Annotated in this window: 24 protein-coding genes; 6 read left to right on the top strand and 18 right to left on the bottom strand. The window is 63.8% G+C overall.

Going from position 1 to position 26,993, the window contains the following annotated elements; genetic code table 11:
- Positions 1 to 39: 39 nt before the first annotated feature.
- Positions 40 to 978 (top strand): LysR family transcriptional regulator, encoded by a 939-nt coding sequence (locus tag B0G81_RS26670; RefSeq protein ID WP_116143216.1) that lies wholly within the window; start codon positions 40 to 42, stop codon positions 976 to 978.
- 83 nt (positions 979 to 1,061) lie between these two features.
- Positions 1,062 to 4,820 carry a methylmalonyl-CoA mutase family protein gene (locus B0G81_RS26675; protein ID WP_134143215.1) on the top strand — a complete coding sequence of 1,253 codons (3,759 nt, stop codon included), beginning with the start codon at positions 1,062 to 1,064 and terminating at the stop codon, positions 4,818 to 4,820.
- Positions 4,821 to 4,967: 147 nt separating this feature from the next.
- Here the strand turns inward: B0G81_RS26675 and B0G81_RS26680 are convergent, their stop codons facing one another.
- Positions 4,968 to 5,927 (bottom strand): nitronate monooxygenase family protein, encoded by a 960-nt coding sequence (locus B0G81_RS26680; RefSeq protein WP_121306793.1) that lies wholly within the window; start codon positions 5,925 to 5,927, stop codon positions 4,968 to 4,970.
- Positions 5,928 to 6,212: 285 nt separating this feature from the next.
- Between B0G81_RS26680 and B0G81_RS26685 the strand changes: the two genes are divergently transcribed.
- A complete protein-coding gene (locus tag B0G81_RS26685) occupies positions 6,213 to 7,103 on the top strand; it encodes an alpha/beta hydrolase (RefSeq protein WP_134139252.1) in 891 nt (296 codons plus the stop codon).
- 51 nt (positions 7,104 to 7,154) lie between these two features.
- On the opposite strand, the gene B0G81_RS26690 is transcribed toward B0G81_RS26685, so the two are convergent.
- A complete protein-coding gene (locus B0G81_RS26690; RefSeq protein ID WP_134139254.1) occupies positions 7,155 to 7,625 on the bottom strand; it encodes an Lrp/AsnC family transcriptional regulator in 471 nt (156 codons plus the stop codon).
- A 114-nt stretch (positions 7,626 to 7,739) separates the two neighbouring features.
- Between B0G81_RS26690 and B0G81_RS26695 the strand changes: the two genes are divergently transcribed.
- The gene (locus B0G81_RS26695) at positions 7,740 to 8,639 is read left to right on the top strand and encodes a DMT family transporter (RefSeq protein ID WP_116118737.1); all 900 of its coding nucleotides are present in this window, start codon (positions 7,740 to 7,742) and stop codon (positions 8,637 to 8,639) included.
- Positions 8,640 to 8,961: 322 nt separating this feature from the next.
- On the opposite strand, the gene B0G81_RS26700 is transcribed toward B0G81_RS26695, so the two are convergent.
- From B0G81_RS26700 to B0G81_RS26725, 6 genes are read right to left on the bottom strand one after another with little or no spacing between them, the layout of a single operon-like run.
- On the bottom strand, positions 8,962 to 9,882 hold the full coding sequence (locus B0G81_RS26700; RefSeq protein ID WP_134139257.1) for an MBL fold metallo-hydrolase: 921 nt from the start codon (positions 9,880 to 9,882) through the stop codon (positions 8,962 to 8,964).
- A complete protein-coding gene (locus B0G81_RS26705) occupies positions 9,879 to 10,364 on the bottom strand; it encodes a MaoC family dehydratase (RefSeq protein WP_134139259.1) in 486 nt (161 codons plus the stop codon). Before B0G81_RS26705 ends, B0G81_RS26700 begins: the two co-directional genes overlap by 4 nt.
- Positions 10,361 to 10,585 (bottom strand): DUF1289 domain-containing protein, encoded by a 225-nt coding sequence (locus B0G81_RS26710; RefSeq protein WP_134143216.1) that lies wholly within the window; start codon positions 10,583 to 10,585, stop codon positions 10,361 to 10,363. Before B0G81_RS26710 ends, B0G81_RS26705 begins: the two co-directional genes overlap by 4 nt.
- 13 nt (positions 10,586 to 10,598) lie before the next feature.
- Positions 10,599 to 11,120 carry a YbaK/EbsC family protein gene (locus B0G81_RS26715; RefSeq protein ID WP_116143200.1) on the bottom strand — a complete coding sequence of 174 codons (522 nt, stop codon included), beginning with the start codon at positions 11,118 to 11,120 and terminating at the stop codon, positions 10,599 to 10,601.
- A 54-nt stretch (positions 11,121 to 11,174) separates the two neighbouring features.
- Positions 11,175 to 12,101 (bottom strand): hydroxymethylglutaryl-CoA lyase, encoded by a 927-nt coding sequence (locus B0G81_RS26720; protein ID WP_134139264.1) that lies wholly within the window; start codon positions 12,099 to 12,101, stop codon positions 11,175 to 11,177.
- A gap of 60 nt (positions 12,102 to 12,161) precedes the next feature.
- Positions 12,162 to 13,103, bottom strand: coding sequence for a glyoxylate/hydroxypyruvate reductase A (locus B0G81_RS26725; RefSeq protein WP_134139269.1), 942 nt, complete (start codon positions 13,101 to 13,103; stop codon positions 12,162 to 12,164).
- A 384-nt stretch (positions 13,104 to 13,487) separates the two neighbouring features.
- Between B0G81_RS26725 and B0G81_RS26730 the strand changes: the two genes are divergently transcribed.
- Complete coding sequence (locus B0G81_RS26730) at positions 13,488 to 14,090, top strand: alpha/beta hydrolase (protein ID WP_134139271.1); 603 nt, start codon at positions 13,488 to 13,490, stop codon at positions 14,088 to 14,090.
- Positions 14,091 to 14,226: 136 nt separating this feature from the next.
- Entirely contained in the window at positions 14,227 to 15,252 is a 1,026-nt protein-coding gene (locus B0G81_RS26735) for a sulfate ABC transporter substrate-binding protein (protein ID WP_134139276.1), read from the top strand.
- 91 nt (positions 15,253 to 15,343) lie between these two features.
- Here B0G81_RS26735 and bioB read toward each other — a convergent pair whose 3' ends face one another.
- The 10 genes from bioB to can all read right to left on the bottom strand — a co-directional run bounded on the left by bioB (position 15,344) and on the right by can (position 26,929).
- Positions 15,344 to 16,426 carry a biotin synthase BioB gene (bioB, locus tag B0G81_RS26740; protein WP_134139281.1) on the bottom strand — a complete coding sequence of 361 codons (1,083 nt, stop codon included), beginning with the start codon at positions 16,424 to 16,426 and terminating at the stop codon, positions 15,344 to 15,346.
- A 33-nt stretch (positions 16,427 to 16,459) separates the two neighbouring features.
- A complete protein-coding gene (gene bioD, locus B0G81_RS26745; protein WP_134139285.1) occupies positions 16,460 to 17,203 on the bottom strand; it encodes a dethiobiotin synthase in 744 nt (247 codons plus the stop codon).
- Positions 17,200 to 18,384, bottom strand: a complete 1,185-nt coding sequence (bioF, locus tag B0G81_RS26750) for an 8-amino-7-oxononanoate synthase (protein ID WP_134139290.1) — start codon at positions 18,382 to 18,384, stop codon at positions 17,200 to 17,202. The genes bioD and bioF overlap by 4 nt, the downstream gene beginning before the upstream one ends.
- Complete coding sequence (gene bioA / locus B0G81_RS26755) at positions 18,384 to 19,745, bottom strand: adenosylmethionine--8-amino-7-oxononanoate transaminase (protein ID WP_134139294.1); 1,362 nt, start codon at positions 19,743 to 19,745, stop codon at positions 18,384 to 18,386. Before bioA ends, bioF begins: the two co-directional genes overlap by 1 nt.
- A 1,031-nt stretch (positions 19,746 to 20,776) precedes the next feature.
- Positions 20,777 to 22,054: a CocE/NonD family hydrolase gene (locus tag B0G81_RS26770; protein ID WP_134139296.1), complete on the bottom strand. Its 1,278-nt coding sequence runs from the start codon at positions 22,052 to 22,054 to the stop codon at positions 20,777 to 20,779.
- A 571-nt stretch (positions 22,055 to 22,625) separates the two neighbouring features.
- The gene (locus tag B0G81_RS26780) at positions 22,626 to 23,075 is read right to left on the bottom strand and encodes a YchJ family protein (RefSeq protein ID WP_134139298.1); all 450 of its coding nucleotides are present in this window, start codon (positions 23,073 to 23,075) and stop codon (positions 22,626 to 22,628) included.
- 7 nt (positions 23,076 to 23,082) lie between these two features.
- Positions 23,083 to 24,213 (bottom strand): acyl-CoA dehydrogenase family protein, encoded by a 1,131-nt coding sequence (locus B0G81_RS26785; RefSeq protein WP_134139300.1) that lies wholly within the window; start codon positions 24,211 to 24,213, stop codon positions 23,083 to 23,085.
- A gap of 28 nt (positions 24,214 to 24,241) precedes the next feature.
- Positions 24,242 to 24,919: an SDR family oxidoreductase gene (locus B0G81_RS26790; protein ID WP_134139302.1), complete on the bottom strand. Its 678-nt coding sequence runs from the start codon at positions 24,917 to 24,919 to the stop codon at positions 24,242 to 24,244.
- A 47-nt stretch (positions 24,920 to 24,966) separates the two neighbouring features.
- A complete protein-coding gene (locus B0G81_RS26795; protein ID WP_134139304.1) occupies positions 24,967 to 26,160 on the bottom strand; it encodes an acetyl-CoA C-acetyltransferase in 1,194 nt (397 codons plus the stop codon).
- Entirely contained in the window at positions 26,153 to 26,929 is a 777-nt protein-coding gene (gene can / locus B0G81_RS26800; protein WP_116119715.1) for a carbonate dehydratase, read from the bottom strand. Before can ends, B0G81_RS26795 begins: the two co-directional genes overlap by 8 nt.
- Positions 26,930 to 26,993: the final 64 nt, after the last annotated feature.

Consider the following 26,993-nt stretch of genomic DNA (forward strand, 5'->3'; position numbering starts at 1 on the left):
CAAAATAGTGCCGATTGATTCCCAAAGCGAGTGATTGAGATGGATACCCTCGTCAGCATGAAAGTGTTCCGCCACGTGGTCGAAGTCGGCAGTTTTGTGGGCGCGGCTGAACGCATGGAGATGTCGGCGGCCATGGCGAGCAAGCATGTGATGCACCTCGAACAGCAACTCGGCGCGCGGCTGCTCAACCGCACCACGAGGAGGGTCGCGCCGACCGAGGCGGGCCGCGAGTACTACGAGCGGCTGAGCCAGGTGCTCACCGAACTCGAGGAGGCCGAGCAGGTGGTCGGCGCGGCGAGCGTCGTGCCGCAGGGGCGCTTGCGGGTGTCGTCGCTGTCGGCATTCGGTTTGAGTCACGTGATGGCCGCAGTGGCCGACTACGCCGCGCAGTATCCGCAGGTCACCGTCGATATGACCTTGTCGGACCGCGTGGTCGAACTGATCGACGAGGGTTTCGATGTCGCGATCCGCGCGTCGCCGAGCGGGCTGAAGTCTTCTTCATTGATCGCGCGGCAAATCGCGACCGCGCATCTCGTGCTGTGCGCGTCGCCGGCGTATTTGAAGCGCCACGGCACGCCGAAGACCGTCGCCGATCTGGCGCGCCACAACTATCTGCAATACGCGGGCGTCTCGGCGCTCGAAATCGCGCCCGCCACCGGCGACGCCTCGCCGCGCGTGCGTCTGACGGGCAATCTGATCGTCAATCATCTGGAAGCGCAGCGCGTGATCGTGCTGCAAGGCGCGGGCATCGCGATGCTCGGCACCGAAGTGATCGGCGACGATCTGGCCGCAGGGCGCCTCGTGCCGTTGCTGGTGGACGACGTGCCGCCGCGCGAGCTGCCTATTCACGTGGTCTACGCGAGCCGCCGGCATCTGTCGGCCAAGGTACGATCGTTTGTCGACTTTCTCGCCGAACGGTTCGCGAACGAATCGCTGTGGCCGTCGCTCGAACAGATCAAAGCGTTGGCGGTGCGCTAGTCTGCCCTGGCCACCGAGGCAGCGTGACCCGTTTCGCTATACTGGTTGCCAGCACCCATACGCGTAACGATCTTGGGGGAGACATGACCGATCTGTCCACGCCGCAGCGCGCCGGCAGCCACAAGCTGCCCGCGGGCCGGCGCTTGCGCTTTGTCACGGCGGCTGCCTTGTTCGATGGCCACGATGCGTCGATCAACATCATGCGGCGCATTCTGCAGGCGAGCGGAATAGAGGTGATTCACCTCGGCCACAACCGCTCCGTCGATGAAGTCGCCGCTGCCGCGTTGCAAGAGGACGCCGACGGCGTCGCCGTGTCCAGCTACCAGGGTGGCCACAACGAATACTTCGGCTATCTGGTCGATCTGCTGCGAGCGCGCGGCGGCGAGCGCATCAAGGTGTTCGGCGGCGGCGGCGGCGTGATCGTCCCTGAGGAAATCGCGGAGCTCGAGCGTTACGGCGTCGAGAAGATCTATTCGCCGCAGGATGGGCAGCGGCTCGGGCTGCAAGGCATGATCGACGATATGATCGCGCGCTGCGCCGAAGGCGCGCGTGCGGCTGTGGCGGCCGGTCGGAATCCGGTTGGCGAGTGGGTGAACGAGCTTTCGAAGCGTGGGTTGCCGCGATTTGATTCGCGCGGCGATGCTGGCGGCGACGAGGACGTGAATGCCGCGCGGAATCTGTTCAGTCAGCCGAGTCAGGTGGGCAACGCGGCGAACGCGGATCATATGGCCGACACGGCCGACCCAACATCTCTCACCTTCCGGCGCCTCGCGCGAATCATCAGCGAGTTCGAAGCGGGCGGCGTCGACGCATCCGCGCGCGAAAAACTGTCCGCTCAAGCCAAGGTCAAGGCAACCGCAATCCCCGTCCTCGGCATCACCGGCACCGGCGGCGCCGGCAAATCCTCGCTCACCGACGAACTGATCCGGCGCTTTCGCCTCGACTACGGCGACGCCCTCACCATCGCCGTGCTCGCCATCGATCCGTCGCGCCGCAAGTCCGGCGGCGCGTTGCTGGGTGACCGCATCCGCATGAACGCGATCGGCGACTGGGGCGGCGGCGCGCGCGTCTACATGCGTTCGATGGCGACGCGCGAAGCATCGAGCGAAGTCTCCGACTCGTTGCCCGACGTGCTGATGATATGCAAAGCGGCGGGCTTCGATCTGATCGTCGTTGAAACATCCGGCATCGGGCAGGGCAACGCCGCGATCGTGCCGTTCGTCGACGAATCGCTGTATGTCATGACGCCGGAGTTCGGCGCGGCCAGCCAGTTGGAGAAGATCGACATGCTCGACTTCGCCGGCTTCGTCGCGATCAACAAGTTCGATCGGAAGGGCGCGCCGGACGCGTTGCGCGATGTCGCCAAACAGGTGCAGCGCAATCGCGGCGACTTCGCGAAGGCGCCGGAAGCGATGCCGGTGTTCGGCACGATCGCCTCGCGCTTTAACGACGACGGCGTGACCGCGCTGTATGTGCACGTGGCCGAGGCGCTGCGCAAACACGGCTTGCGCGCAGGCGGCGGCCGTCTGGCCGCGCCGGAAGGCCTGCGCTTTTCGAGCGGCCGCAACGCAATTGTGCCGCCGGCCCGGGTGCGCTATCTGGCGGATATCGCGCAGACGGTCCACGCTTATCGCGAGCGAGCCGACGCGCAAGCGCGGGTGGCGCGGGAACGCTGGCAACTTGCAGAGGCGCGAAGGATGCTCGCGGAGGCAGCGAGGGCCGCTGGGGCTGCTGCGCAATCGCGGGCGAGGGTGAGCGCCGACCGGAGCGCGGACCCGAGCGCCGACCCGAGCACCAGCCCAAGCAGCAACCCGAACGCCAACCCGAACGCCAACCCGAACGCCAACCCGAACGCCAACCCGAACGCCAACCCGAACGCCAACCCGAACGCCAACCCGAACGCCAACCCGAACGCCAACCCGAACGCCAACCCGAACGCCAACTCGAACGCCAACTCGAACGCCAACCCACGCGCCGACTCAACCGAACAATCCATAGCGAGCGTCGCAGACGCCGGCGCGCCTTCGCCGCTCCAGCAACTCGACGCCCTCATCGCCCAACGCACCGCCTCCCTCGGCGAACGCGAACGCACGCTGCTCAACAGCTGGCCGCAAACCGTGGCCGCCTATTCAGGTGCCGAACACATCGTCCGCATCCGCGACCGCGAGATCCGCACCGCGCTCACTGTCACGACGCTCTCCGGATCTGAAGTCCGCAAAGTCTCCCTGCCGAAGTTCGTCGACCACGGCGAAATTCTGCGCTGGCTGATGCTCGACAATCTGCCCGGCTATTTTCCTTTCACGGCGGGCGTGTTCCCATTCCGCCGCGAAAATGAAGACCCGACGCGGATGTTCGCCGGCGAAGGCGATCCGCAACGCACCAATCGGCGCTTCAAGCTGCTCTCCGAGGGCATGCCGGCCAAACGACTTTCGACTGCCTTCGATTCGGTCACACTCTACGGCGAAGAACCCGACGAGCGGCCCGACATCTACGGCAAGGTGGGCAATTCGGGCGTCTCGGTGGCGACGCTCGACGACATGAAAACGCTCTACGACGGCTTCGATCTCTGCGCGCCGGAAACCTCGGTCTCGATGACGATCAACGGCCCCGCGCCGACCATCCTCGCGATGTTTTTCAACGTGGCGATCGATCAGCAAGTCGCGCGCATGACGCAACAACAAGGCCGCGCGCTCACTGACCAGGAACTTGCCGCCACGCGCCGCGCAGCGCTGGAAAACGTGCGCGGCACCGTGCAGGCCGATATCCTGAAGGAAGACCAAGGCCAGAACACCTGCATCTTCTCGACGGAATTCAGCCTGAAAGTGATGGGCGATATTCAGGCCTACTTCGTCGACCACGGCGTGCGCAATTTCTATTCGGTGTCGATCTCCGGCTATCACATCGCCGAAGCCGGCGCGAACCCGATCTCGCAACTCGCGTACACGCTCGCGAATGGCTTCACCTATGTCGAGGCCTATCTCGCCCGCGGCATGTCGATCGACGACTTCGCGCCGAATCTGTCGTTCTTCTTTTCGAACGGCATGGACCCGGAGTACACCGTGCTGGGCCGCGTCGCGCGCCGTATCTGGGCCGTTGCCATGCGTGAGCGCTACGGCGCGAACGAACGCAGTCAGAAACTCAAGTATCACGTGCAGACGTCGGGCCGCAGCCTGCATGCGCAGGAGATCGACTTCAACGACATCCGCACCACGTTGCAGGCGCTGATCGCGATCTACGACAACTGCAACTCGCTGCACACGAATGCGTTCGACGAAGCGATCACCACGCCCACCGAGGATTCGGTGCGCCGCGCGGTGGCGATCCAGTTGATCATCAATCGTGAATGGGGGCTCGCGAAGAATCAGAATCCGAGTCAGGGCAGCTTCGTGATCGAGGAACTGACCGACCTGGTGGAAGAGGCGGTGCTCGCCGAATTCGACCGGCTGACCGAGCGCGGCGGTGTACTCGGCGCGATGGAAACCGGCTATCAGCGCGGACGCATCCAGGACGAGTCGATGTTGTACGAGCACCGCAAGCATGACGGCTCGTATCCGATCGTCGGCGTGAATACGTTTTTGAGCGCGCATCCGCATGAGGCGCCGCCGCCGATCGCGCTAGCCCGTTCCACCGACGACGAAAAGCAGAGCCAGTTGCAACGTCTGCGCGCTTTCCAGGCGCAGCATCGCGACGCGTCACCCGCCGCGCTCGAACGCCTGAAACGCGCGGTGATCGACGATGAGAACGTGTTCGCGGTGCTGATGGACGTCGTGCGTGTCTGCTCGCTCGGGCAGATCACGCACGCGTTGTTTGAAGTGGGCGGGCAGTACCGCCGCAATATGTGAGTCAGGCTGCGCGGCGATCGCTGCGGCTGGGCGTGAAGCCGGGCCGCAGTGCAAAACTGTCGGATCAGGCGCCTCAGATCCAGCGCCCCGAATCAGACGCTTAGGCAAACACGCAACCCCGGCCGAGTCACGCCCGGGCGTACCACCTCAGCGCGCAATCCCCAGCCGCGCCTTTGCGTCGTTATATTCCTTCGTCAAACGCTGCACCAGCTCGCCCACGCTCGGCACGTCGTCCATTAGCCCGACGCCCTGACCCGCACCCCAGATGTCTTTCCACGCCTTCGCCTTGTCGCTGCCGAAGTTCATCGCGCTCTTGTCCGATTCCGGCAGCGCGTCCGGGTCCAAGCCCGCGTTCAGGATGCTTTCGCGGATGTAGTTGCCGTGCACGCCGGTAAACAGGTTCGTGTAGATGATGTCCGACGCCGTGGAATTGACGATTGCCTGCTTGTAGCTGTCGACTGCGTGAGCTTCCGTGGTCGCGATGAAGCGCGTGCCCATGTAGGCGAGGTCCGCGCCCATGGCCTGCGCGGCGAGAATCGAGCCGCCATTGGCGATCGAGCCCGACAGCACGATCGGCCCGTCGAAGATGCGCCGCACTTCGCCGACCAGCGCGAACGGCGAGGTCGTTCCCGCATGGCCACCCGCGCCGGACGCGACCAGGATCAGACCGTCGACGCCCGCTTCCAGCGCTTTCTGTGCATGGCGTAGATTGATCACGTCGTGCAGCACGATGCCGCCATAGCTATGCACCGCATCGACGATCTCCCGCGCCGGCGCCCGCAGGCTCGTGATGAAAATCGGCACCTTGTGTTCGACGCATACGCGCACGTCGTGTTCGAGCCGCGTATTCGATTGATGGACGATCTGGTTGACGGCGATCGGCCCGATCAGCGCATCGGGATTGGCGGCCTTGTGCTCGGCGAGCTGCGCCTGAATCTGCGTGAGCCACTCGTCGAGCAGCTCAGCCGGACGGGCATTCAGCGCGGGAAACGAGCCGACGATCCCGGCCTTACATTGAGCCAGCACGAGCTCGGGATAGCTGACGATGAACATCGGCGAAGCGACGACGGGCAGCGCAAGTTTTTGCAGGACGGCGGGCAATGCCATAGTGCGTGTCTCCTGATTTGAGCGGGCCGGTGCGTCGTTGCGCGCCCGGCGATGACTGAGTTTAGCGGCACATGGCTTGCGGCGCTTTCCTACACGCCACAGCCATCCGAAGATTTTAAGAACGGTCGTTCGATTATAGGCGAAGCGCAGCGAGCGCGTTCGATTGGGGCGTTTAGAACAGTTGGAAGGAGTGTTCAGGTTCTATGCTTGCGTGGGCTAACCCACCTCGCGCGGACACATCGGGCTTCTACAATGCAGGGACTCCAAAATCACGAGCGAGACGCCATGGCTTTCGAGAATTTCACGCCCTTTCGCGTCGCCGTGGGCGACGTCGATATTTTTGGAGTGAAGGGCGGGGCGGGGCCGCCTCTTCTGCTGCTGCACGGTCATCCGCAGTCGCATCTGATCTGGCGGAAGTGCGCCGCGCAGCTGGCGGGGCATTTCACGGTGATCGCCACCGATCTGCGCGGGTACGGCGCGTCGGGCAAACCGCCAAGCGACGCCGCGCACACGCCGTATTCCAAGCGCGTGATGGCGGCCGATCAGGTCGCCGTGATGCGCCATTTCGGCTTCGACCGTTTTCTCGTGTGCGCGCACGATCGCGGCGCGCGCGTCGCGCATCGCATGGCGCTCGATCATGCGGACGCCGTCGAGCGTCTGATGCTGCTCGACATCGCGCCGACGCTCGCCATGTATGAAGCCACCGACCGCGCCTTTGCGACGCATTACTTCCACTGGTTCTTCCTGATCCAGCCGGCGCCGCTGCCTGAAACGCTGATAGGTGGAAATCCGGCGGCGTATGTCGACGCGGTGATGGGCAGCCGTCACGCGGGTCTCGCGCCGTTCGAGCCCGCCGCGCTCGACGCCTATCGCGCGGCCCTCGCGCAACCGGATGCGATTCACGCGATGTGCGAGGACTACCGCGCATCGGCGAGCATCGATCTGGAACACGATCGCGCCGACATCGAGCGCGGTCTCAAGATCGGCTGCCCGCTGCGCGTGCTGTGGGGCGACAAAGGCGTGATCGAGAAGTGCTTCGACGCACTGGCGGAATGGCGTCATGTGGCGCGCGACGTAAGCGGCCGCGCGCTGTCTTGCGGCCACTACATACCTGAAGAAGCGTCGGACGAACTGGTCGCCGAAATGCTTTCTTTTTTCGAACCGGTCGCACAGTAACGTCGCGTTCGTTTCATTTCGCTCCTACGCGAAGCCGCGTTCGCGTGTCGCTCAACCGAGCGGCGGCAGGCGGCGCGCGACCGGCGTCGACTTGACGATCGCGGTGCTGGTCTCGGCGCGCTCGGTGACCTTGGACAGAATCTCGTCGAGCTGCTCGATGGAATGGAGATACAGGCGGCAGATGAAGCAATCGTCGCCCGTCACCTTGTCGCATTCGACGAACTCCGGAATCCGCCGGATCACCTCTTCCACCAGATGCAACTGACCGGGTAGCGGCTTCACGCGCACGATAGCCTGCAGCGTGTAGCCGAGCGCGCGCGGATCGATCTGCACCGTGAAGCGCTCGATCACGCCTTGCGCTTCGAGCCTGCGCACGCGTTCCGCCGTGCTCGGCGCCGACAGCCCGACTTGACGCGCCAGTTCGCTGACCGGCTGACGGGCGTCTTCCGCGAGCGCGGCGAGGAGCGCCCGGTCGGTGCCGTCGAGCGGGGCGGGCGTTGGAAGAGTAAGGCGTTTGGTCATGAGGGCCTTCGATTGTTAGGTCGGATCGCGTGATCGCTTAAGTTTAGCCATGTATTCGGGCGATCGGATTAATTACACTGCTCGTCATGCAGGAATCAATTCGAGGATCGAATCATGGCGTCAAATGAAATCCGCCGCGGGGCCGCGGAAATGACCATGGCGATGCTGATGTCCGGCACCATCGGCTGGCTGGTGGTGTCGTCGCAGCAAAGCCCGTTCAATGTGGTGTTCTTCCGCTGCATTTTCGGCGGCGCGACGCTCGCGCTCGTGTGCGCCTTACTCGGGCTATTTCAGCGCAAGCTCTTCTCGTGGAAGATGCTCGGCCTCGCGTTGCTCGGCGGCGCGGCGATCGTGATCAACTGGGTATTGCTGTTCGCCGCGTATTCGCGCGCGTCCATCTCGATGGCGACGGCCGTCTACAACACGCAGCCGTTCATGCTGGTGGCGCTCGGCGCGCTGGTGTTTCGCGAGCGCGTCAGTGCGTCGACGGTCGCGTGGCTGGTGGTCGCGTTCATCGGCCTCGTGTTTGTCGTGAAGGTCGAACCGGCGGTGCTCGCGGTGCCGGGGCAATATCTGGTCGGCGTCGCATACGCGGTCGGCGCGGCCGCAATGTATGCGGTGTCGTCGATCATCACGAAGCGGCTCAAGGGCACGCCGCCCCATCTGATCGCGCTGATCCAGGTATCGCTCGGCGTGCTGATGCTCGCGCCGTTCGTGCGCTTCGATGCGTTGCCCACAACCGGCGTGCAGTGGCTCGAACTGGTCGTGCTCGGCGTCGTCAATACCGGCCTCATGTACGTGCTGTTGTACGGTGCGATCCAGAAGCTGCCGACTTCGATGACGGGCGCGCTCTCGTTCATCTATCCGGTGGTGGCGATCATCGTCGACCGGATCGCGTTCGGGCAAACGCTCGCGTGGATTCAGGTGCTGGGAGCGGTGCTGATTCTGGTGGCGGCAGCCGGGGTCAATCTCGGCTGGCGGATCGTGCCGCAAAAGCGCCTGTCGTCGACCTGACCGGCGTTGCGCGCTTGCGACGAATCACAATGATACGGATTCCAGAGTAACTGGATGCGCAAATATATTCATACCGCGGACTAAATGATCCGAAAGATACGCAACCACGGCGCCTCGTAACGTGACGCGTTGTAGGCGGCTTTGAAAGCGGGCGTCAAACTTCTGTAGGGAAATCACCGATGCGGTCAAAAAACCGGCACGCGTATCATGCGTCTTGACGCTGATCACGTCCGACAGAATTTCCGCCGCTCGCCTGCAAGGGTCGAGCGGCTTTCTTTTTGTGGCGACGATATCCCGCTTTGTCTCTCTCAGAGGCAAAACGTCAGGCCGCGCGCGCGACGATGCGCGCACCATTCACTTCCAGCGGCCCATTCCTCGCCGCCAGTTCCTCGACAATCGCCTTCAGCAACGCGGGCCATTCGCCACGCGGCTTGAGCATCGACGCGGCGGCGCGCATCACGCTGGCGTCGTCGAGCATGCACAGCAAGGTATCGAAGCCCATTGCACGGACTTCGAGCAGCTTGAATACGATCAGCACCTTCAGCGCATTCTTTGCGTTGCGGGCCGGATCGGCGCGCAGCCACGCAACCCGCGAAAACGCGCGTTCAAGCGCCTGTTCGACACTCGTGAAGGGTGCGCCATGACCGGGGATCACGAGGCGCACGTCGAGCCTCGCAATGGCTTCCAGCACGGCTTGCTCCTCGGCGAAACCGCTTTCGCCTTCCAGTTCAGGAAAGATCACGCCGAAGCCGTTTTCCCATAGCGCGTCCGCGCTGATCAGAATGCGCTCCTCCGCGCAGTAGAGCATCAGCGAATGCGGATCGTGGCCGGGCGCGCCGAGCACATCCCAATCGAGCGCGCCGAGGCGCAAGCGCGCGCCGGGCGCGATCGTTCCAGTGAGGGTGAAACGCTCGCAGGTCTGGCCGGTGGCGCGAAACGTCAGGCGCGTTTCGTCCCACTCCTGCACGGCGCCGGCTTCCGAAGCCGGAATGACGGTGCGGCATGGCCACGTCGCTTGCAACAGAGCATTGCCGCCGCAGTGATCCGAATGCAGATGCGTGTTGACGATCAGATCAAGCGGCCGCGCGCCGAGCGCTTGCCGCACGAGGGCGAGCGTTTGCGGCGCGTGCGTGGCGTAGCCGGTATCGACCAGCGCGGCGCAGGCGTCGTCCACCAGCAGCACGTTGTTCGACGAGAGCCAGCCGCGTTCGAAAACCCGAATCGATTCCGGCAGCGTGATCATGGCGAGTTGGGCGCTACGTTTGCGCTTGCGTCTGCGTTCGCGGACGCTTCGGGTTTCGGCATCACGAGAATCGTCGACGAACCGACCAGCATGGTCTCGCCACGCTGATTCACGACCGAGCCTTCGAGATGCGTCAGATCGCCGTTCAAACTCGGCTTCCAGTAAGCATGCTTCACGCGCCATGTGATCGTGAGCGTGTCGTTCGCCTGGACGGCTTTCTTCAGCTTGATATCGAACTCGAGACCGAGCGGTTGCGCGTAGGACGAATAGTGCGTTGCGAGCAGCGCCATGAAATGCGCGGTGGGCTGCGTGCCGGACGCGATCAGGCCGCCGAAGCGGCTTTGCGCGGCATACGCTTCATCGTGATGCAGCGGGTTGTAATCATTGACGAGCGCAGCGAACGATTTCACCGACTCCGCCGATAGCGCCAGCGTCGAACTGAACGTTTCGCCAACCGTGACGATGCGCGGGGCGGCGTTCATCGCCGCTCCTTCGGCTGGCTCGCGACGAATTGCGCGTGGCGAAGCTCGATCGCGTCCCAGACCGCGCGCTTCGCGTCATCGTCGAATAACGACCAGTTGGCGATTTCATCGATGGTGCGCAGACATCCTTCGCACCAGCCCGTTGACGCATCCATCCTGCACACGTTGATGCAAGGCGACGGCACGGCGTGGTGGTCTTCGTTATCGGGGCCCGCTGTCATCATCGTCATCGCGTCACGCCGTCTCGCGCAGCGCGACGTCGATCACCGGCGCGTTCGTGAGTGCGATTAATTCCTGCGCCGTCAGATTGAACACCGCATGCGGATGACCCGCGGCGGCCCACAGACTGTCGAGTTCGAGCAGATCGGCATCGATCAGCGTGACCGGCTCGGTCGCATGACCGATCGGGCAGACGCCGCCGATCGCATAGCCGGTTTTTTCGCGGACGAACTTCGCGTCCGCACGGCCGATCTCGCCGACTCGCGCTGCCACTTTCTTTTCGTCGACACGATTCGCGCCGCTCGCGATCACCAAAACCGGCGCGTCGTCTTCCCGGCGGCGAAACAGGATCGACTTGGCGATCTGCGCGACCGAGCAGCCGAGTCCTGCGGCGGCTTCGGCGGAGGTCTTGCCGGTTTCCGGCAGCATCACGATCCGGCCCGCGTGACCGCGTTCGCGCAGCAGCAGCGCAACGCGGCGCGCCGAGTCGGGCAGCGCGGTGAGATCGTCGGATTCGAGAGAAGCTTGGTCCGTCATCGTTTCAGGTCCTGATTGATTGCGTGAGTGGTGAGCGGCCGCATTGCGCAAGCGTCAAACGCAGTTGGCCGCTTCGCTGCGCGCTTTGGCGAGCAGTGCTTTGCCCGCGCGCGAAACATTGGGGCGGCCGATCGACGTCGAGATGAAATCGCCGATTGCCACGACTTGCGCGAGGTCGATGCCGGTCTCGATGCCGAGGCCGTTCATCAGATACAGCACGTCTTCGGTCGCGACGTTGCCGGTCGCGCCCTTCGCATACGGACAGCCGCCGAGGCCCGCCACCGAGGCATGATAGATTTCGATCCCTTCCTGCAGAGCCGCGTAAATGTTGGCAAGCGCCTGACCATAGGTGTCGTGAAAGTGGCCGGATAGACGCTCGCGCGGAAACACCTGCGTGACCGCCTCGAAGACTTCACGCGTGCGCTTCGGCGTGCCGACGCCGATCGTATCGGCGATATCGATCTCGTCGCAGCCGAGCGCCGCGAAACGCTGAACCACATCCACCACCGACGCCACCGGCACTTCGCCCTGATACGGACAGCCCAGGGCGCACGAGACACTCCCGCGAATCCGCAAGCCATGCTCCTTCGCCGCCTGCGCGACCGGCGCGAATCGATCGGTGCTTTCCGCGATGCTGCAATTGATGTTCTTCTGCGAGAACGCTTCGCTGGCGGCGCCGAAAATCACGATCTCGTCGGCACGCGCGGCGAGTGCGCCTTCGAAGCCGCGCAGGTTCGGCGTCAGCACCGAATAGATCGTGCCGGGGCGGCGTTCGATGCCGGCCATCACGTCGGCGCCGTCGGCCATCTGCGGCACCCATTTCGGCGACACGAACGAAGCGGCCTCGACGTTACGGAAGCCCGCCGCCGACAAACGGTTGATCAACTCGATTTTGGTCGCGGTGGCGACGAATTCCTTTTCGTTCTGCAGTCCGTCACGCGGACCGACTTCGACGATTTTCACTTGCTGAGGCAGGGCCATGATGTGTCTCCTATGTCGACGCCGCGCGTGGCGGCGCTCCTTCAACTGGATTCGATGGATTCAGTATCCGTGTTCGATATTCACCACGCCGCTGATCGTGTCGCCGCGCACGAGCGCGCTGATCTTCTGCGCGACCTGGGCCACGCTTTCTTCGCGCAACGTCAGCGCGGACACGTGCGGCGTGATCGTGATGCGCGGCTCCTGCCAGAACAGATGATCCGGTGGCAGCGGTTCCTCGCGGAACACGTCGAGCGTGGCGGCGGTGATCTGCCCGCTTGCGATGGCGTCGAGCAAATCCTGTTCGACCAGATGCGCGCCGCGCGCCACGTTGATCAGGTACGCGCCGTGCGCGAGCTTCGCGAAGGTGCGCGCGTTCAGCACACCGCCCGTCTCCGGAGTATGCGGCAGAAGATTGACCAGCACTTTCACGCCGTCGAGAAACGCGTCGAATTGCGCTTCGCCGGCGAATGTCGTGATGCCGTCGATCTGCCGCGCGCTGCGGCTGTAGCCGCGCACCGGCAGGCCGAACGCCGCGAGCATTCGTGCGACATGCGCGCCGAGCACGCCGAGTCCCAGCACGCCGACCGTGAAGGTGTCACGCGGATGCGGCTCGAGCACTTCCCAACGGCGCTCGTTCTGCAGCGTCTGATACTCGTCGAAACGGCGCAGATAGCGCAGCACCGCGTGCGTTGCATACTCGGCCATTTGCGGCGCCATGCCGGTGTCTTCGAGACGGATCAACTGCGCGTTGCGCGGTAACGTGCCGGGCTGCTCGTGTTCCAGCGCGAGGATAGCGTCGACGCCGGCGCCGAGATTGAAGATCGCGCGCAGATCGTCGCGGCCGGCCAGCATCTCGCGCGGCGGCCGCCACACGACCGCGAAGTCGGCGGGCGCGGTGTCGCCCGGCTGCCATTCACGCAGATCGGCATCCGGCAGGGCGCGAGCGAAATCGTGCAGCCAGGCGGCGGCGTCGGCATGCGGCATGTAGAAGAGGATTTTCATACGGTCCGGAAGGCGCCTTCGAGATCGGGTCTGGGGACGAAGATGCCACGGCATGACCGGCGCGACGGCTGCGGCGTTGCGGACGACGCTTGCGGCATGAGGCCTCCTCCTTTTATGGATAGGCTTCATTCTACTTTTTCGACGCGATTCGCGCGCGTTTGCGTACGGCCGTGCGGTTCGGAGGTGGGCTTTGCGCCGCGCGGCCCATGTTGGCGGCGCGTTGGGTTGCGCATTTATTCGTGCGTTTGGCCGCTCGTTTGCCCGCTCGTTCGCTCGCGCATTTGTCCGCGCATTTGTCGGATAAACAAAGCACAAAAACTTGGTTCGCCCTTGCGGTGAGCAGCGGGACAATCACTACCCGGATTCCCGCAGCGAGGCACACACATGCTTTCATGCACCAGATCGACATGGCCGCCGCGGCTTGTCACCGTTCCCGGCCTGCACGGCAGCGAGGGCGCGCACTGGCAGACCTGGCTGGAGCGGCAGTTCGCGCGCTCGTTGCGCGTCGAGCAAGCCGACTGGGACGCGCCGGACCTCGCGCTGTGGTCGAAATCGCTGCGCGATCTGCTGGCGCGCGAGCGCGGGCCGTTCGTGCTGGCAGCGCATAGCTTCGGCTGCCTCGCGACCGCGTACGCATTGCAGCAGGCGTCCTATGCGAACGACGTGGTCGGCGTGCTGTTCGTCGCGCCCGCGAGTCCGCAGAAATTCGCCTTCGCGGGAGCGTTCGACGCGCGGCGTCTCGGCGTGCCGTCGATCCTGATCGGCAGCGAAACCGATCCGTGGATGCCGCTCGCCGGCTCGCGCGATCTCGCGCAGCGTTTCGGCAGCGCGTTCGTCAATCTCGGCGATGCCGGCCATATCAACACGGCGGCCGGCTTCGGTCCGTGGCCGCGCGCCAAGTATTTCGTCGATACGCTGGTGCATTGCGCGGCGCCGCTGCGCTTTCGCGAGGAGTCGTTCGAGGCCGTACAGCACACGTTCGTGTGAGTGATTGGGCTGCGGCGTTCGCGCATCGAGTGACGGACGCAAGGAACACTGGCCAAGTAAGCGATCCGTTAGAATCCCGCTTCACGCTGCACGTTCGTGCGGCCGCTGGTTTTCATCATCGACAGGCGGGGACGAGATGGCAGGCAAGACGGGGACATCGCGCTGGCTGGCAGCCGGCATGACGGCAATCACGCTCGCGCTGGCGGGCATGTCGACGGCGCACGCGGATACATCGCTGCTCAACGTCTCGTACGACGTGACGCGCGAGTTGTACAAGGACATCAACGCCGGCTTCATCGCGGCGTACAAGCAGAAGAGTGGCGAGAACATATCGATCCGCCAGTCGCACGGCGCGTCGAGCGCGCAGGCGCTGTCGGTGCTCCAAGGCCTGCAGGCCGACGTGGTGACGATGAACCAGCCGAACGACATCGACCTGCTCGCCGAGAAAGGTCAACTGGTGCCGGCGAACTGGCGCGCGCGCCTGCCGGACGACAGCGCGCCGTACACCACGACGATGGTGTTCCTCGTGCGCAAGGGCAATCCGAAACACATCAAGGACTGGGACGATCTCGCCAAGCCTGGCGTGCAGGTGATAATCGCGAATCCGAAGACTTCGGGTAACGGACGCTACACGTATCTGGCGGCATGGGGTTATCGCAAGCAACACGGCGGCACCGACGCGCAGGCGCTCGACTTCGAAAAAGAGATCTTCAGGAACGTGCCGGTGCTCGACACGGGCGGCCGCGGCGCGACGACCACCTTTACGCAACGCGGCATCGGCGACGTGCTGGTGACGTTCGAAAACGAAGTCGCGCTGATGGACACGGGCGTGGGCGGGGCCAATTTCGAGGCGGTGTATCCGTCGGTGAGTTTGCTGGCGGCGCCGCCGGTGTCGATCGTCGACAAGGTGGTCGACAAGCGCGGGACGCGCAAGGAAGCGCAGGCTTATCTCGACTATCTGTGGTCGCCGGCCGCGCAGGACATCATCGCGCAACATCATCTGCGTCCGCGTGACAAGACTGTGCTCGCGAAGCATGTCGCAGAGTTCAAACCGATCAAGACGTTCACGGTGGAAGAGATGTTCGGCAGCTGGCAGAAAGCGCAGCAAACCCATTTCTCCGATGGCGGGACGTTTGATCAGATCATCGTGGATAAGAAGTAAGTCCGCGCTTCGTCAGTAAGTAAAAAGGCTGCCTCAAACAACGAGGCAGCCTTTTTTATCGCGCGTGCTTTATCTCACGCGGCACTGGCGCTCAGTTCGCCGCAGCGTGCTTATCACAGCCATGTTCGCAGCCGCTTTGATCGAGCGGCATTTGCTGCGCGGCCTCGGCGCGAATGCCGAGACGTTCAAGCAGCTTGCGGTCCGCCTCTGCTTGCGGGTTGCTGGTGGTCAGCAATTGATCGCCGTAGAAAATCGAGTTCGCGCCGGCGAGGAAGCACAGCGCTTGCAACGCTTCGTCCATCTGCTCGCGGCCGGCCGACAGACGCACCATCGCGCGCGGCATGGTGATGCGCGCAATTGCGATCGTACGCACGAATTCGAACGGGTCGATCGCTTCGGTGCCGGTCAGCGGCGTGCCTTCCACCTGCACCAGATTGTTGATGGGCACCGATTCCGGATACTGCTCCATGTTCGCCAGTTGCGCGATCAGACCGGCACGCTCACGACGCGATTCACCCAGACCCACAATCCCGCCGCAGCACACGTTGATGCCCGCATCGCGCACGCGTTCGAGCGTGTCGAGGCGGTCCTGATACGTGCGCGTCGAAATGATCTGTCCGTAGAATTCCGGCGACGTGTCGAGGTTGTGGTTGTAGTAGTCGAGGCCCGCTTCACGCAGCCCTTGCGCCTGATGCGTTTCGAGCATGCCGAGCGTGACGCAGGTTTCCAGACCCATTGCCTTCACGCCGCGGATCATGTCCTTGATCGGTTCGAGGTGGCGGTCTTTCGGATTGCGCCATGCCGCGCCCATGCAGAAGCGCGTCGCGCCGTTTTCCTTGGCGACCTTGGCGGCGGCGAGCACTTCGTCGACCGGCATCAGCTTGTCGGCCTGCAGGCCCGTATCGTGATGCACCGACTGCGGACAGTACGCGCAATCTTCCTCGCAGCCGCCGGTCTTGATGGACAGCAGCGTGGACAGTTGCACGGTGTTCGCATCGAAATGCTCGCGATGGGTTTGCTGCGCCTTGAACATCAGGTCGTTGAACGGCAGTTCGTACAACGCGACGATGTCGGCGACGCGCCAGCGCGCGACCTGTTTCGCGCCGGCTGCGGCGTTGGCAATGTTTGCCGCGGCTGTGTCGGCGGGCGTGGGAGCGATGTTCAGTTGTGTCATGTCGTCAATCCTCATGGATGGATATGTGAGTTTTTAGCGCTGCGAATGCGTTTGCGTGTGCCGCAGCGTCTGCAAAAGCCGTTTGATGTCGAGCTGGTCTGCCGCAAGCTCGGGCGAAGCTGGATTCAGATTCGGCACGACACCAAGCAACGGCGCGTCGTATTCACGTGCCAGATGCTCGCGGATCGATGCGATGTTTTCGTCGGGGAAGGTCATGTCCGGATCGATGCGATTCGCGACCCAGCCGGCGAGCGCGAGCCCGCGCGCGGCGATTGCTTCGGCGGTGAGCAGCGCATGGCTGATGCAGCCGAGCCGCATGCCGACCACCAGCACGACCGGCAGCTTCAACGCGACGGCGAGATCGGCGGTGTCCTGAGTGGCCGTCAACGGCACACGAAAGCCGCCGACGCCTTCCACGACCACGATCTCCGCACGCTTCAAAGCCTGCGCGTGACAATCGACGATATGGTCGAGATCGAACGTAACGTTTTCCAGTGCGGCCGCGATATGCGGCGCGGCCGGTTCCTTCAGCAGATACGGCGTGCGCGTCGCGGGCGGCAGCAACACGTTCGACGCGGCGTCGAGTTGATCCGCGTCTTCGTTATGCAGCACACCGTTCAGCTCGAACGCGCCGGCGGCGATCGGCTTCATCGCGGCAGCTTGCAGGCCTTCGCGCACGAAGCCGCGCAACAGTGCCGACGAGACGAACGTCTTGCCGATTTCCGTATCGGTGCCGGTGACGAATAAGGACAGTGCGTGTTGAACTGTGCTACTCATGCCGCTTTCGCTCCGAGTTGCTGCAAGCCGGCTTCGAGACGGTCGAGGTCCGCTTGCGAGTGCGCGGCCGACAGCGAAATACGCAAACGCGACGTACCGGCGGGCACGGTCGGCGGACGGATCGCCGGCACCCACAGACCCGCGCGATCGAGCGTGGCCGCGATGTCGAGCGTGGCGTCGTTCGCGCCGATGATGAGCGGCTGCACGGCAGTGTGCGAGTCGACCGGCAGCCAGGGCGTCGCCTTCAGCATGGCGCGCGTGCGTTCGATCAGTTGTTGAAGATGCGCGCGGCGCGCGTCGCCTTCTTCGCCACCGATGATGCGCAAGCTCGCCGACACCGCGTGCGCCGCGGCCGGCACCGACGCCGTGGTGAAGATGTACGGGCGCGCGCGCTGCACGAGCCATTCGATCACGGTTTCATGCGCGGCGACGAACGCGCCGGAGACGCCGGCCGCTTTGCCGAGCGTGCCGATTGAAATGAGGTTCGGCGAACGGAGCGCGGCTTGCGCGATCGCGCCGCGGCCTTGCGGGCCGAGCACGCCGAAACCGTGCGCGTCGTCGACGATCAGCCATGCGCCGTGTTGCTCCGCGAGTTCGAGCAGACGCGGCAGCGGTGCGATATCGCCGTCCATGCTGAAGACGGTATCGGAGACGATCACTTTGACGTCGGCGTCCGAGGCCTCGAGCATCGCGCTCAGCGCTTCTGTATCGCAGTGCGGGTAGATCTGCACGTCGGCGCGGGACAGGCGCGCGCCGTCGATCAGCGACGCGTGATTGAGCGCATCGGAGAAGAGCGTCGTGCCGCGGCCCGCGAGCGCGGTGAGCGTGGCGAGATTCGCCATATAGCCGGTGCTGAAGTAGAGCGCGCGAGCATTGTCGACGAAGCCGCCCGCGAATTCTGCGAGATCGTCTTCGAGCTGCGCGTGCGCGCGCGAGTGGCCGCCGAGCAGATGCGAGCCACCGCTGCCCGCGCCATAACGCTGCGCGCCTTCAGCGATCGCCGCGATGAGTTGCGGATGCGCGGCGAGGCCGAGATAGTCGTTACTGGCGAAGCCGATGATTTCGCGGCCGTCCACTGTCATGTGCGCGGCGCATGGCGTTTCGGCGGTGCGGCGACGACGGCGCAGGCCGCGCGCGTCGATTTCCTTGAGGCCTTCGGTGAGCCTGTCGAGCAGGTGCATTAGCGGGTCTCCGCGAGCGTGGCTTCGAAGGTTTCGCGCGTGCGCGAGGCGAGCAGCGCGAGTTCTTCGTCGTCGAGGATATATGGGGGCATCAGATACACCGTGGTCGAAATCGGGCGCAGCAGCAGTTCACGCTGCAGCGCGTTTTCGAAGAAGCGGCGCGAGAATGTTTTGGCTTGCTGGGCGTCGTCGATCACGGCATCGAAGGCGAAGAGCGTGCCGCACTGGCGCAGATTGCGGACTTGCTTGTGCTCGGCGAGCGGCATGAGCGCGGCCTTCAGTTTCGCGGATTTTTGCGCGTTGGCGGCGAGCACGTTGTCGCTCGCGAACAGATCGAGCGTGGCGAGCGCCGCGCGACACGCGAGCGGATTGCCGGTGTACGAGTGCGAATGCAGGAAGCCGCGCGCGGTGTCGTCGTGATAGAAGGCCGCGAAGATTTCGTCACGCGACAGCACGATGGAAAGCGGCAGATAGCCGCCGCTGATGCCTTTCGACAGACATAAAAAGTCCGGCCAGATGCCGGCCTGTTCGCAGGCGAAGAAGGTGCCGGTGCGTCCGCAGCCGACGGCGATTTCATCGGCGATCAAATGCACACCGTATTGGTCGCACAAGGCGCGCAATCCGGCGATATACGACGCGTCGTGCATGGCCATGCCGGCCGCGCACTGCACGAGCGGTTCGACGATTAGCGCGGCGATTTTCGTGGCGCGTGTTTCGAACAGCGAGCGAACGTTATCGAGCGCGCGGCGCGCGACGTCGGCGGCGCTTTCACCTGGTTGCGCGAGGCGGGCGTCGGGCGATGCAACGACGTGCGCGTGGCGGATCAGCGGATCGTAGGCGTCCTTGAAGAGCGCGACATCGGTGACGCCGAGCGCACCGATGGTTTCGCCGTGGTAGCTATTGGCTATGCAGACGAATTCCTGCTTGTCCGCGAAACCGCGATTGCGCCACGAGTGGAAGCTCATCTTCAGGGCGATTTCGACGGCGGATGCGCCATCTGATGCGAAGAACGCGTGGCCCAGCGTGTTGCTTGTCAGCGCGCTGAGCCGCTCGGCGAGTTCGATGGCCGGTTCGTGCGTGCAGCCGGCGAGCATGGCGTGTTCGAGCGTGTCGAGCTGGTCTTTCAGTGCCGCGTTGATGCGCGGGTTGGCGTGGCCGAACAGGTTGACCCACCAGGAGCTGATGGCATCCAGATAACGACGGCCGGCGCGGTCGTAGAGCCACGCGCCCTGGCCGCGCGCGACGGGCACGAGCGGCAGGCGTTCGTGGTGCTTCATCTGCGTGCAGGGGTGCCAGACGGCGCGGAGGCTGCGGGCGATCCAGTCTTCGGGGGCTGCTGATGGTGGTGCTGGGTTTTCCAAAGGGTACTCCAGGGGTGCTTTTTTGCCGCTGCGAGATGTGGCTTTTTTAGGGCCGTTTTTAGTCAGGTGCGCGGATTTTTTTGCGCTGCGCGCGGCTCTTGGCGGGCTTGCGGGGTCGAGATTAGCGGTTTATTTCGTGCTGTGCACTAGGGGTTCGATGCGCGTTTTTTGCCTGCGGCGCTGGGGTTTGGCGATGTTCGGTGGAGGTGGTTTCTGTTTGTGGGTGAAGGTCGCTGATCGGCGGAGTTGGCGACGGCAAAGTAGTGGTAACTTACTGGCGGGGATTTGGGGTTTTGGGCCTGCGCCGGCTCGGATTTTTCTGTCTGTGTTCTCTGCGGCGTTGGCCTTTCCTTGCATTCACGGTGGTCTATTGGCGTTGCCCCTGTGCGGGGCGGCACCTACTTTCTTTGCCGCGGCAAAGAAAGTAGGCAAAGAAAGCCGCTTCACACCGCAAGCCCATAAGCGGGTCCCCCGCAAAGCCGTGGTAGTGGCGCATCTGGAATCTGTGCCCTCGCACATTCGACGCTTGTGACACAGCAGTCATACCTCCCGCCTCGCGCTGCGCGCTCGCCGGAAAGGGCTGCTTAGGTCGATTGGGTTTTCGTGCGCGGTGGGGCGACGACGTCGTTTCGGCATGAACGCCGAAACGACGAGGGTTGGAGAAGTTGGTACGGACAGGGACTGGCGGCTCAGTAAGTACTGAGCACAAGAGCGAACCGATGGTTTGAAGAATTACCGCGACGGCGCGCGCAGCGCCGCCGGAAGAATGACGGCCTTGTCACTGAGGCTGAATGTGCGAGATGACGGATTCCAGATGCACCACTGCCCCCTCCAAGCCAGGAGACCCGCTTATGAGCTGGCGGTGTGAAGCGGCTTTCTTTGCCTACTTTCTTTGCCGCGGCAAAGAAAGTAGGTGCCGCCCCGCACAGGGGCAACGCTAATAGACCACAAAGAGATCAAGGAAAGGCCAACGCCTCAAAGAACACCGAGAAGCAACACCCGCCGGGGCAGGCATAAACAAAACCGGACTTCTACTCCCGACTAGCAATAGCCCGCCGAGCATCGGCGCCCCCAGTGGGAGCTCCACCATCAGCCGTCTGCGAAGACTGATCCCCCCAAACAACGGAGCTATTCACCGCATACAACCTGCAAGGCGCAGAAGACTGCTTCTGACAATTCGCGACTGCGACCGACATCGGATCATCACCGCCCTCAGCCCAGGACCAAGCCCCCGAGTCAGAAACAGCAAACGCCCGACTAGGAAACTGATGCAAGAAATTCCGATACCCATTACGCCCGGCTTCATCGACAAACGGCACGGCGTCAACAGCATCGACAGCAGCAAACCCACTGGCTTTAGGCGTAGACGGATCCGACACACGATACTGCACGCCAGTCGGCATGCCCACCTGCGCTAGAAAAGCCTCGACAGTCGGCCACCACACATGCACGCCATCACGATCACCGACCAGCCGATGCGCGTCATTCTTGTAGTTGCCGAAATCCACCATCTTCGCGCTCGCGCCGTGCGCGCCATAAGCGGCGTACATGCCTGCCACCAACCGCGCGTTCCAGACCGAATCGTTATCGCCGTACATCCACAGCGACGGCACCTTGGTCTTCTCGCCATACGCGCCAAACGCATGCGTCAGGTTGCCCTGCCAGTCGCCGCACGCGTCCTGCCGCAAGCCGCCCGAGAAATTGATCAGCGCCCGCACGCCCGGCGCTGCTTGCGTGCCGTACGCCATCGTCGCAAGACCGCCGTGTGAGGTGCCGGCCACGACGATATGCGTCGCGTCCACGTAAGGTTGCTTCGACATGAAGTCGACCGTCGCGGCGACGTCGCCGGCCTGGCCGATGCCGTTTTTCTCGACGTCGCAACCATCCTGCTGATACACGCCGTCCGAGTGACCGAAACCCTGGCGGTTCGGCGCCACCACCACGTAGCCGCGGCGCACGAATTCGCGCGCGAACGGCAGCGGGTCGCTGCGCTCCTGCGTGTGCGGATCGCCGGGAATCTTGCCGTGGTTGAAAACGATCATCGGAAACGGGCCGGCGCCGTCCGGTTTGTAGATCGTCGTTTCGAGAGTGACCGTGCCGGCTGCATCGACCGGTACGCGGATGATCTGTTCGTTAAGACCGGCGGTGGGCAGATAGACGTCGTCGTCGAGCGCGATGCGCGGCACGTGGGCGCGGGTCAACGGTCCCGGCTGGGTGTCCGCGAGCGGGTCGGCGTGCGCGAGTGCGACAGCGCATGTAGCCGCCGCACAGATCACCGCACACTTTGTCAGAACCTTGCTGAACACCATTCACGCACCTGCCTCAAAAACCTGCCCTGAACACCGTGGCGTCTGTCTGTCGAAAGTCATTGCTGACATTTGCCTTTCGGGCAGGTTTTCGACAAACAAAAACACGCTCGCGTACGGAGTGCGCCAGAGGCGCACGCACGCTATTCGAGATCGCACGGGATGAACCCAAACGGCCGACGCGACCCCACGCGCCGATGATGAGCGCCACGGCTGCTGCCGAAACCGCCGCCGGAACCACACTGTCTGGTGCCCGGCAGGGCTCCCTGCGCATTTTGCGGAGCGGGTATGGACCGGCCCTCGCAACGTGACGTCATGAAGCTACGGCCTCATCCTGGCACGACAATTTTGTTTTGTGCAATCAAGGAGAACCCGCGCCGCAAAAATTGCCGCGTGCTGTCTGGTCGCTGAGCCCGGTCGATACAGGCCTCACCGGTGTTTGGCGCACCGAAGCAATCAGGCGTGGCGCGGGTCATGTGGCATCTCGCCAACAAAAAAAATGGCCCTGGTATCAGGGCCATATGTGAGCGCGGCGTAAGGACACTGCGGCATCTTGTAAGGGGCAGAAAGGACTTTATTCGCTGATGTCGCCGTCGACGTAGCGCCAGCGGCCATCATCGCCGCGAACGAAACGGCTCAGCTCATGCAGCCGATGCGCGCGGCCGCCCACCTTGTAACGTGCGACGAATTCGACCGTCGCGTGATCGGCGTCGGCTTCTGCAAACGCCTTGATTTGCAGTCCGAGCCAACGCGGCGCATCGGCCGCTGCCGGGTCCGCGTCGAGATCGGCGGGGCAGGTCTGCGGCGCCCAAGTGGCACGCAGGTAATCCGTCGAGCCTACAACATACGCGCTATAGCGCGAGCGCATCAGTTCGAGCGCCCGTGGCGCCGTTTCGCCGCCGTCGATATAGCGGCCGCAGCACTGCGCGAAGCGCGGCGCTTTGGCGCCGCTGCGCTGGTCGGGCGCGGCGCCGCCGCACGGACAGTCGGATGGTCGTTGCACTAACAACATTTGCTTATTCATCTGACTTTCAGCCGAGACCGCGTGCAATCAAAATCTTCTGGATGTCGCTGGTGCCTTCGTAGATCTGGCACACGCGTACGTCGCGGTAAATGCGCTCGACCGGGAAGTCGCTCAGGTAGCCGTACCCGCCATGAATCTGCAAAGCGGCCGAACAGATGCGCTCGGCGGCTTCGGACGCGAATAGCTTGGCCATCGCGGCTTCGGTCAGGCACGGTTGGCCGGCGTCTTTCAACGATGCGGCGTGCCAGATCAATTGTCGCGCGGCTTCGAGTTGCGTCGCCATGTCGGCGAGGCGGAATTGCACGGCCTGGTGCGAAAACAGCGGGGCGCCGAAACTTTCGCGCTCCTTCGCATAACTCAAAGCCGCTTCGAACGCGGCGCGCGCCATGCCGACGCTTTGCGCCGCGATACCGATGCGGCCGCCTTCGAGCCCCGACAACGCGATCCGGTAGCCTTCGCCTTGCGCGCCGATCAGATTCGCGGCCGGCACGCGGCAGTCCTCGAAAATGATCTGCGCCGTATCCGACGAGTGCTGGCCAAGCTTGTCTTCCACGCGCGCGACAACGTAACCCTTCGTGTCGGTCGGCACAATAAACGCGCTGATGCCGCGCTTGCCCGCCGCTTTATCGGTCACGGCCATCACGATCGCGAGGTTGCCGTTTTTGCCGCTCGTGATGAATTGTTTGACCCCGTTCAGCACGTACGCGTCGCCGTCACGTGTGGCGGTGGTGCGCAACGCGGATGCGTCGGAGCCGGCCTGCGGTTCGGTCAGGCAAAACGCGCCGAGCATCTCGCCGCGCGCAAGCGGCGTCAGCCAGTCGCGTTTCTGCGCGTCGTTGCCAAAGGTCAGCAGAATGCTGCAGACCGGGCAGTTGTTGACGGAGATAGCCGTCGAGGTGCCGCCGTCGCCGGCAGCGATTTCTTCGAGAATCAGCGCGAGCGCCAGCGCGTCCATGCCGGCGCCGCCGTACGCTTCGGGCACCAGCACGCCGTACGCGCCGAGTTCGGCGAGCTGTCGGTGCACATCCTTCGGAAAAGTACGCTCACGGTCCCACGCCGCGGCGTGCGGCGTGATCGCTTCGCGCACGAAGGTGCGCAGCGCGTCGCGGACCATCAAGTGATCCTGATCAAGCACCATGTATGTGTCTCCCGTGCGGCACAGCTGCTCACCAGTCGAGCAGCGTGCCGTCGTATTGATAGAAGCGGCCGTTGAACTCTTCATGCGCCGCCGCGGCTTGCGCCAGCACTTCGCGCATGCCGGTGACGCTGCGCGCCGGATCGATCGCCGCCTGCGCACCGCCCATGTCGGTGCGCACCCAGCCCGGATGCAACGAAACGCACACGGCGCGCTTCGCCTCCAGCGACGCGAGTTTCAGTGCGTCGTTCAATGCGGCCTTGCTCGCGCGATACAGCCACCCGGTCGTGCCGCTTGCGTCGCCGATGCTGCCCATCTTGCTCGAGATCACCGCGAACACGCCGCCGGCCTCTTCGACGAGCGGCAGCAGGATCGGCATGAGTTGCATCGGTCCGCGCACGTTGGTGTGCATGACGTGGTCGAAGTCTTCAGCGGTGATCGTCTCGATGCCTTCCGTGCGCGGGCCGTACACGCCCGACACCAGGATCGCCGCGTCGAGTCGCTCACCGTCGAGCTTCCAGCCGAGCGCGGCGATTTCTTCCGGCGCGCTCACATCGAGTGAAAAAGTTTCGGCGCCGAGTTCGTTCAACGCGTCGAGCGCGGCGCCGTCGCGCGCGGTCGCGAGCACGCGCCAGCCGCTCTTTTTGTACTGCCGTGCAAACTCCCGACCGATGCCGCGCGACGCACCGACGATCAACACTGTCTTCATGGAATACCTCGGCAAGCCGTCAAAACAGCGCGCTCAAAAAACGCGGGTTAAACCAGTTCGATACCCATCGCCGTCGCTTCTCCACCGCCGATACACAGCGTCGCGACGCCGCGCTTGCCGCCGCGCTTCTTCAGCGCGCCGATCAGCGTGACGAGAATCCGCGCGCCCGACGCGCCGATCGGATGGCCGAGCGCACAGGCGCCGCCGTTCACGTTGACTTTCTCGTGCGGCAGATGATGTTCCTTCATGGCCGCCATCGTCACGACGGCAAAGGCTTCGTTGACCTCATACAGATCGACCTCGTCGGCGCGCCAGCCGTTCTTCTCGAACAGCTTGCGAATCGCGCCGACCGGCGCGGTGGTGAACTTCGCCGGCTCCTGCGCGAACGTCGAGTGGCCGACCACGCGGGCAATCGGCTCGACGCCGAGACGCTTCGCGGTCGATTCGCGCATCATGACGAGCGCGGCTGCGCCGTCGGAAATCGACGACGAATTCGCCGCCGTCACCGTGCCGGTTTTGCTGAACGCCGGTTTGAGCGTCGGAATTTTTTCGATGTTTGCCTTGAACGGCTGTTCGTCTCGATTGACGGTGACGTCGCCCTTGCGGCTTTCCACCTTTACCGGCGCGATTTCCCAGGCAAACGAACCGTCTTCGTTGGCGCGTTTCGCACGATTGAGCGACTCGACGGCGAACGCGTCCTGCGCCTCGCGCGTGAAGTCGAACGAGCCCGCGCACTCTTCAGCGAAGGTGCCCATCAGACGGCCTTTTTCGTAGGCGTCTTCGAGGCCGTCGTAGAACATGTGGTCGATCACCTGACCGTGGCCCATGCGCATGCCGCCGCGCGCCTTGGGCAGCAGGTACGGCGCATTCGTCATGCTTTCCATGCCGCCCGCGACAATCACATCGACGGAGCCCGCCGCGAGCATGTCGTGCGCGAACATCGCGGCGCGCATGCCGGAGCCGCACATCTTGTTCACCGTCGTGCTTCCCGTGGCGAGCGGCAAGCCGGCGCCGAGCGCGGCCTGACGCGCGGGCGCCTGACCGAGGCCGGCGGGCAGCACGCAGCCCATCACCACTTCGTCGATCTGCTCGGGCTTCAGTCCCGCGCGTTTCACGGCGGCTTCTATCGCTACCGAGCCCAACTGCGGCGCCGTCAGCGCGGCGAAGTCGCCTTGAAATGCCGCCATGGGCGTGCGGGCCACACCCACGATGACGATCGGATCAATCTTTGTCTCACTCATGTTTAAGCTCCTTGATTACGCCTTCGACGATAGCCGGCACATCGCCGAGCTGAGCCGCATCGGCGGCGACCACGTCGTTCTCTGCCTTGTGCGGGCCACTAGCTGACACGGCCGCGACGCACTTCTGATAGGTGGCATCGAGTGCGCCCGGCTCGCTGACCATCATGCCGAGGTTGCGCACCTTGCCGTCATGCACGCCGTACGCCCAGCCGTGCACCGTCAATTCCTGGCCGCGCGCCCACGCATCGTTGACGATGGTGGTGCGGCATACGTTCATCACCTGTTCGATCGCATTCAGTTCGACCAGCCGCCGATGGCGCACCTCACCGATCGGCCATTCCTCGATCAGCGCCGCATGTTTGGTGCGCACGTCCTGCACGTGATGCAGCCAGTTGTCCGCGAGACCCACGCGACGGCCGTGCAGCGCCGCGCCGACGCCCGAGCAGCCGTAGTGGCCGACCACCATGATGTGTTTGACCTTTAGCAGATCGACGGCGAACTGGATCACCGAGAGACAGTTCAGGTCGGTATGCACGACCACGTTGGCGATGTTTCTATGCACGAACACTTCGCCAGGCGGCAAGCCGATGATCTGGTTCGCCGGCACGCGCGAATCGGAGCAGCCGATCCATAAATACTCGGGCGTCTGCTGATGCGCGAGGCGCGAGAAATACTCTGGGTCTTCGGACAACTTGCGGGCGACCCACGCTTCGTTGTTGTCGAAAAGATGCGAGAGCGGATTGTCAGGAGTTGAATCGTTCGTGTTCATGGTGCGTCTTGGCGGTTGCTCGACCGATTGACCGGTCGATTTCGTTGCATAAGGTTCGGACGAG

This window comes from Paraburkholderia sp. BL6665CI2N2 (assembly GCF_004366535.1).
Lineage (GTDB): Bacteria > Pseudomonadota > Gammaproteobacteria > Burkholderiales > Burkholderiaceae > Paraburkholderia.

Coding starts and splice junctions, on each gene's coding strand:
- B0G81_RS26670 (WP_116143216.1), top strand. CDS start 40: ATGGATACCCTCGTCAGCATGAAAGTGTTCCGCCACGTGGTCGAAGTC.
- B0G81_RS26675 (WP_134143215.1), top strand. CDS start 1,062: ATGACCGATCTGTCCACGCCGCAGCGCGCCGGCAGCCACAAGCTGCCC.
- B0G81_RS26680 (WP_121306793.1), bottom strand. CDS start 5,927: ATGGCATTGCCCGCCGTCCTGCAAAAACTTGCGCTGCCCGTCGTCGCT.
- B0G81_RS26685 (WP_134139252.1), top strand. CDS start 6,213: ATGGCTTTCGAGAATTTCACGCCCTTTCGCGTCGCCGTGGGCGACGTC.
- B0G81_RS26690 (WP_134139254.1), bottom strand. CDS start 7,625: ATGACCAAACGCCTTACTCTTCCAACGCCCGCCCCGCTCGACGGCACC.
- B0G81_RS26695 (WP_116118737.1), top strand. CDS start 7,740: ATGGCGTCAAATGAAATCCGCCGCGGGGCCGCGGAAATGACCATGGCG.
- B0G81_RS26700 (WP_134139257.1), bottom strand. CDS start 9,882: ATGATCACGCTGCCGGAATCGATTCGGGTTTTCGAACGCGGCTGGCTC.
- B0G81_RS26705 (WP_134139259.1), bottom strand. CDS start 10,364: ATGAACGCCGCCCCGCGCATCGTCACGGTTGGCGAAACGTTCAGTTCG.
- B0G81_RS26710 (WP_134143216.1), bottom strand. CDS start 10,585: ATGACAGCGGGCCCCGATAACGAAGACCACCACGCCGTGCCGTCGCCT.
- B0G81_RS26715 (WP_116143200.1), bottom strand. CDS start 11,120: ATGACGGACCAAGCTTCTCTCGAATCCGACGATCTCACCGCGCTGCCC.
- B0G81_RS26720 (WP_134139264.1), bottom strand. CDS start 12,101: ATGGCCCTGCCTCAGCAAGTGAAAATCGTCGAAGTCGGTCCGCGTGAC.
- B0G81_RS26725 (WP_134139269.1), bottom strand. CDS start 13,103: ATGAAAATCCTCTTCTACATGCCGCATGCCGACGCCGCCGCCTGGCTG.
- B0G81_RS26730 (WP_134139271.1), top strand. CDS start 13,488: ATGCTTTCATGCACCAGATCGACATGGCCGCCGCGGCTTGTCACCGTT.
- B0G81_RS26735 (WP_134139276.1), top strand. CDS start 14,227: ATGGCAGGCAAGACGGGGACATCGCGCTGGCTGGCAGCCGGCATGACG.
- bioB (WP_134139281.1), bottom strand. CDS start 16,426: ATGACACAACTGAACATCGCTCCCACGCCCGCCGACACAGCCGCGGCA.
- bioD (WP_134139285.1), bottom strand. CDS start 17,203: ATGAGTAGCACAGTTCAACACGCACTGTCCTTATTCGTCACCGGCACC.
- bioF (WP_134139290.1), bottom strand. CDS start 18,384: ATGCACCTGCTCGACAGGCTCACCGAAGGCCTCAAGGAAATCGACGCG.
- B0G81_RS26770 (WP_134139296.1), bottom strand. CDS start 22,054: ATGGTGTTCAGCAAGGTTCTGACAAAGTGTGCGGTGATCTGTGCGGCG.
- B0G81_RS26780 (WP_134139298.1), bottom strand. CDS start 23,075: ATGAATAAGCAAATGTTGTTAGTGCAACGACCATCCGACTGTCCGTGC.
- B0G81_RS26785 (WP_134139300.1), bottom strand. CDS start 24,213: ATGGTGCTTGATCAGGATCACTTGATGGTCCGCGACGCGCTGCGCACC.
- B0G81_RS26790 (WP_134139302.1), bottom strand. CDS start 24,919: ATGAAGACAGTGTTGATCGTCGGTGCGTCGCGCGGCATCGGTCGGGAG.
- B0G81_RS26795 (WP_134139304.1), bottom strand. CDS start 26,160: ATGAGTGAGACAAAGATTGATCCGATCGTCATCGTGGGTGTGGCCCGC.
- can (WP_116119715.1), bottom strand. CDS start 26,929: ATGAACACGAACGATTCAACTCCTGACAATCCGCTCTCGCATCTTTTC.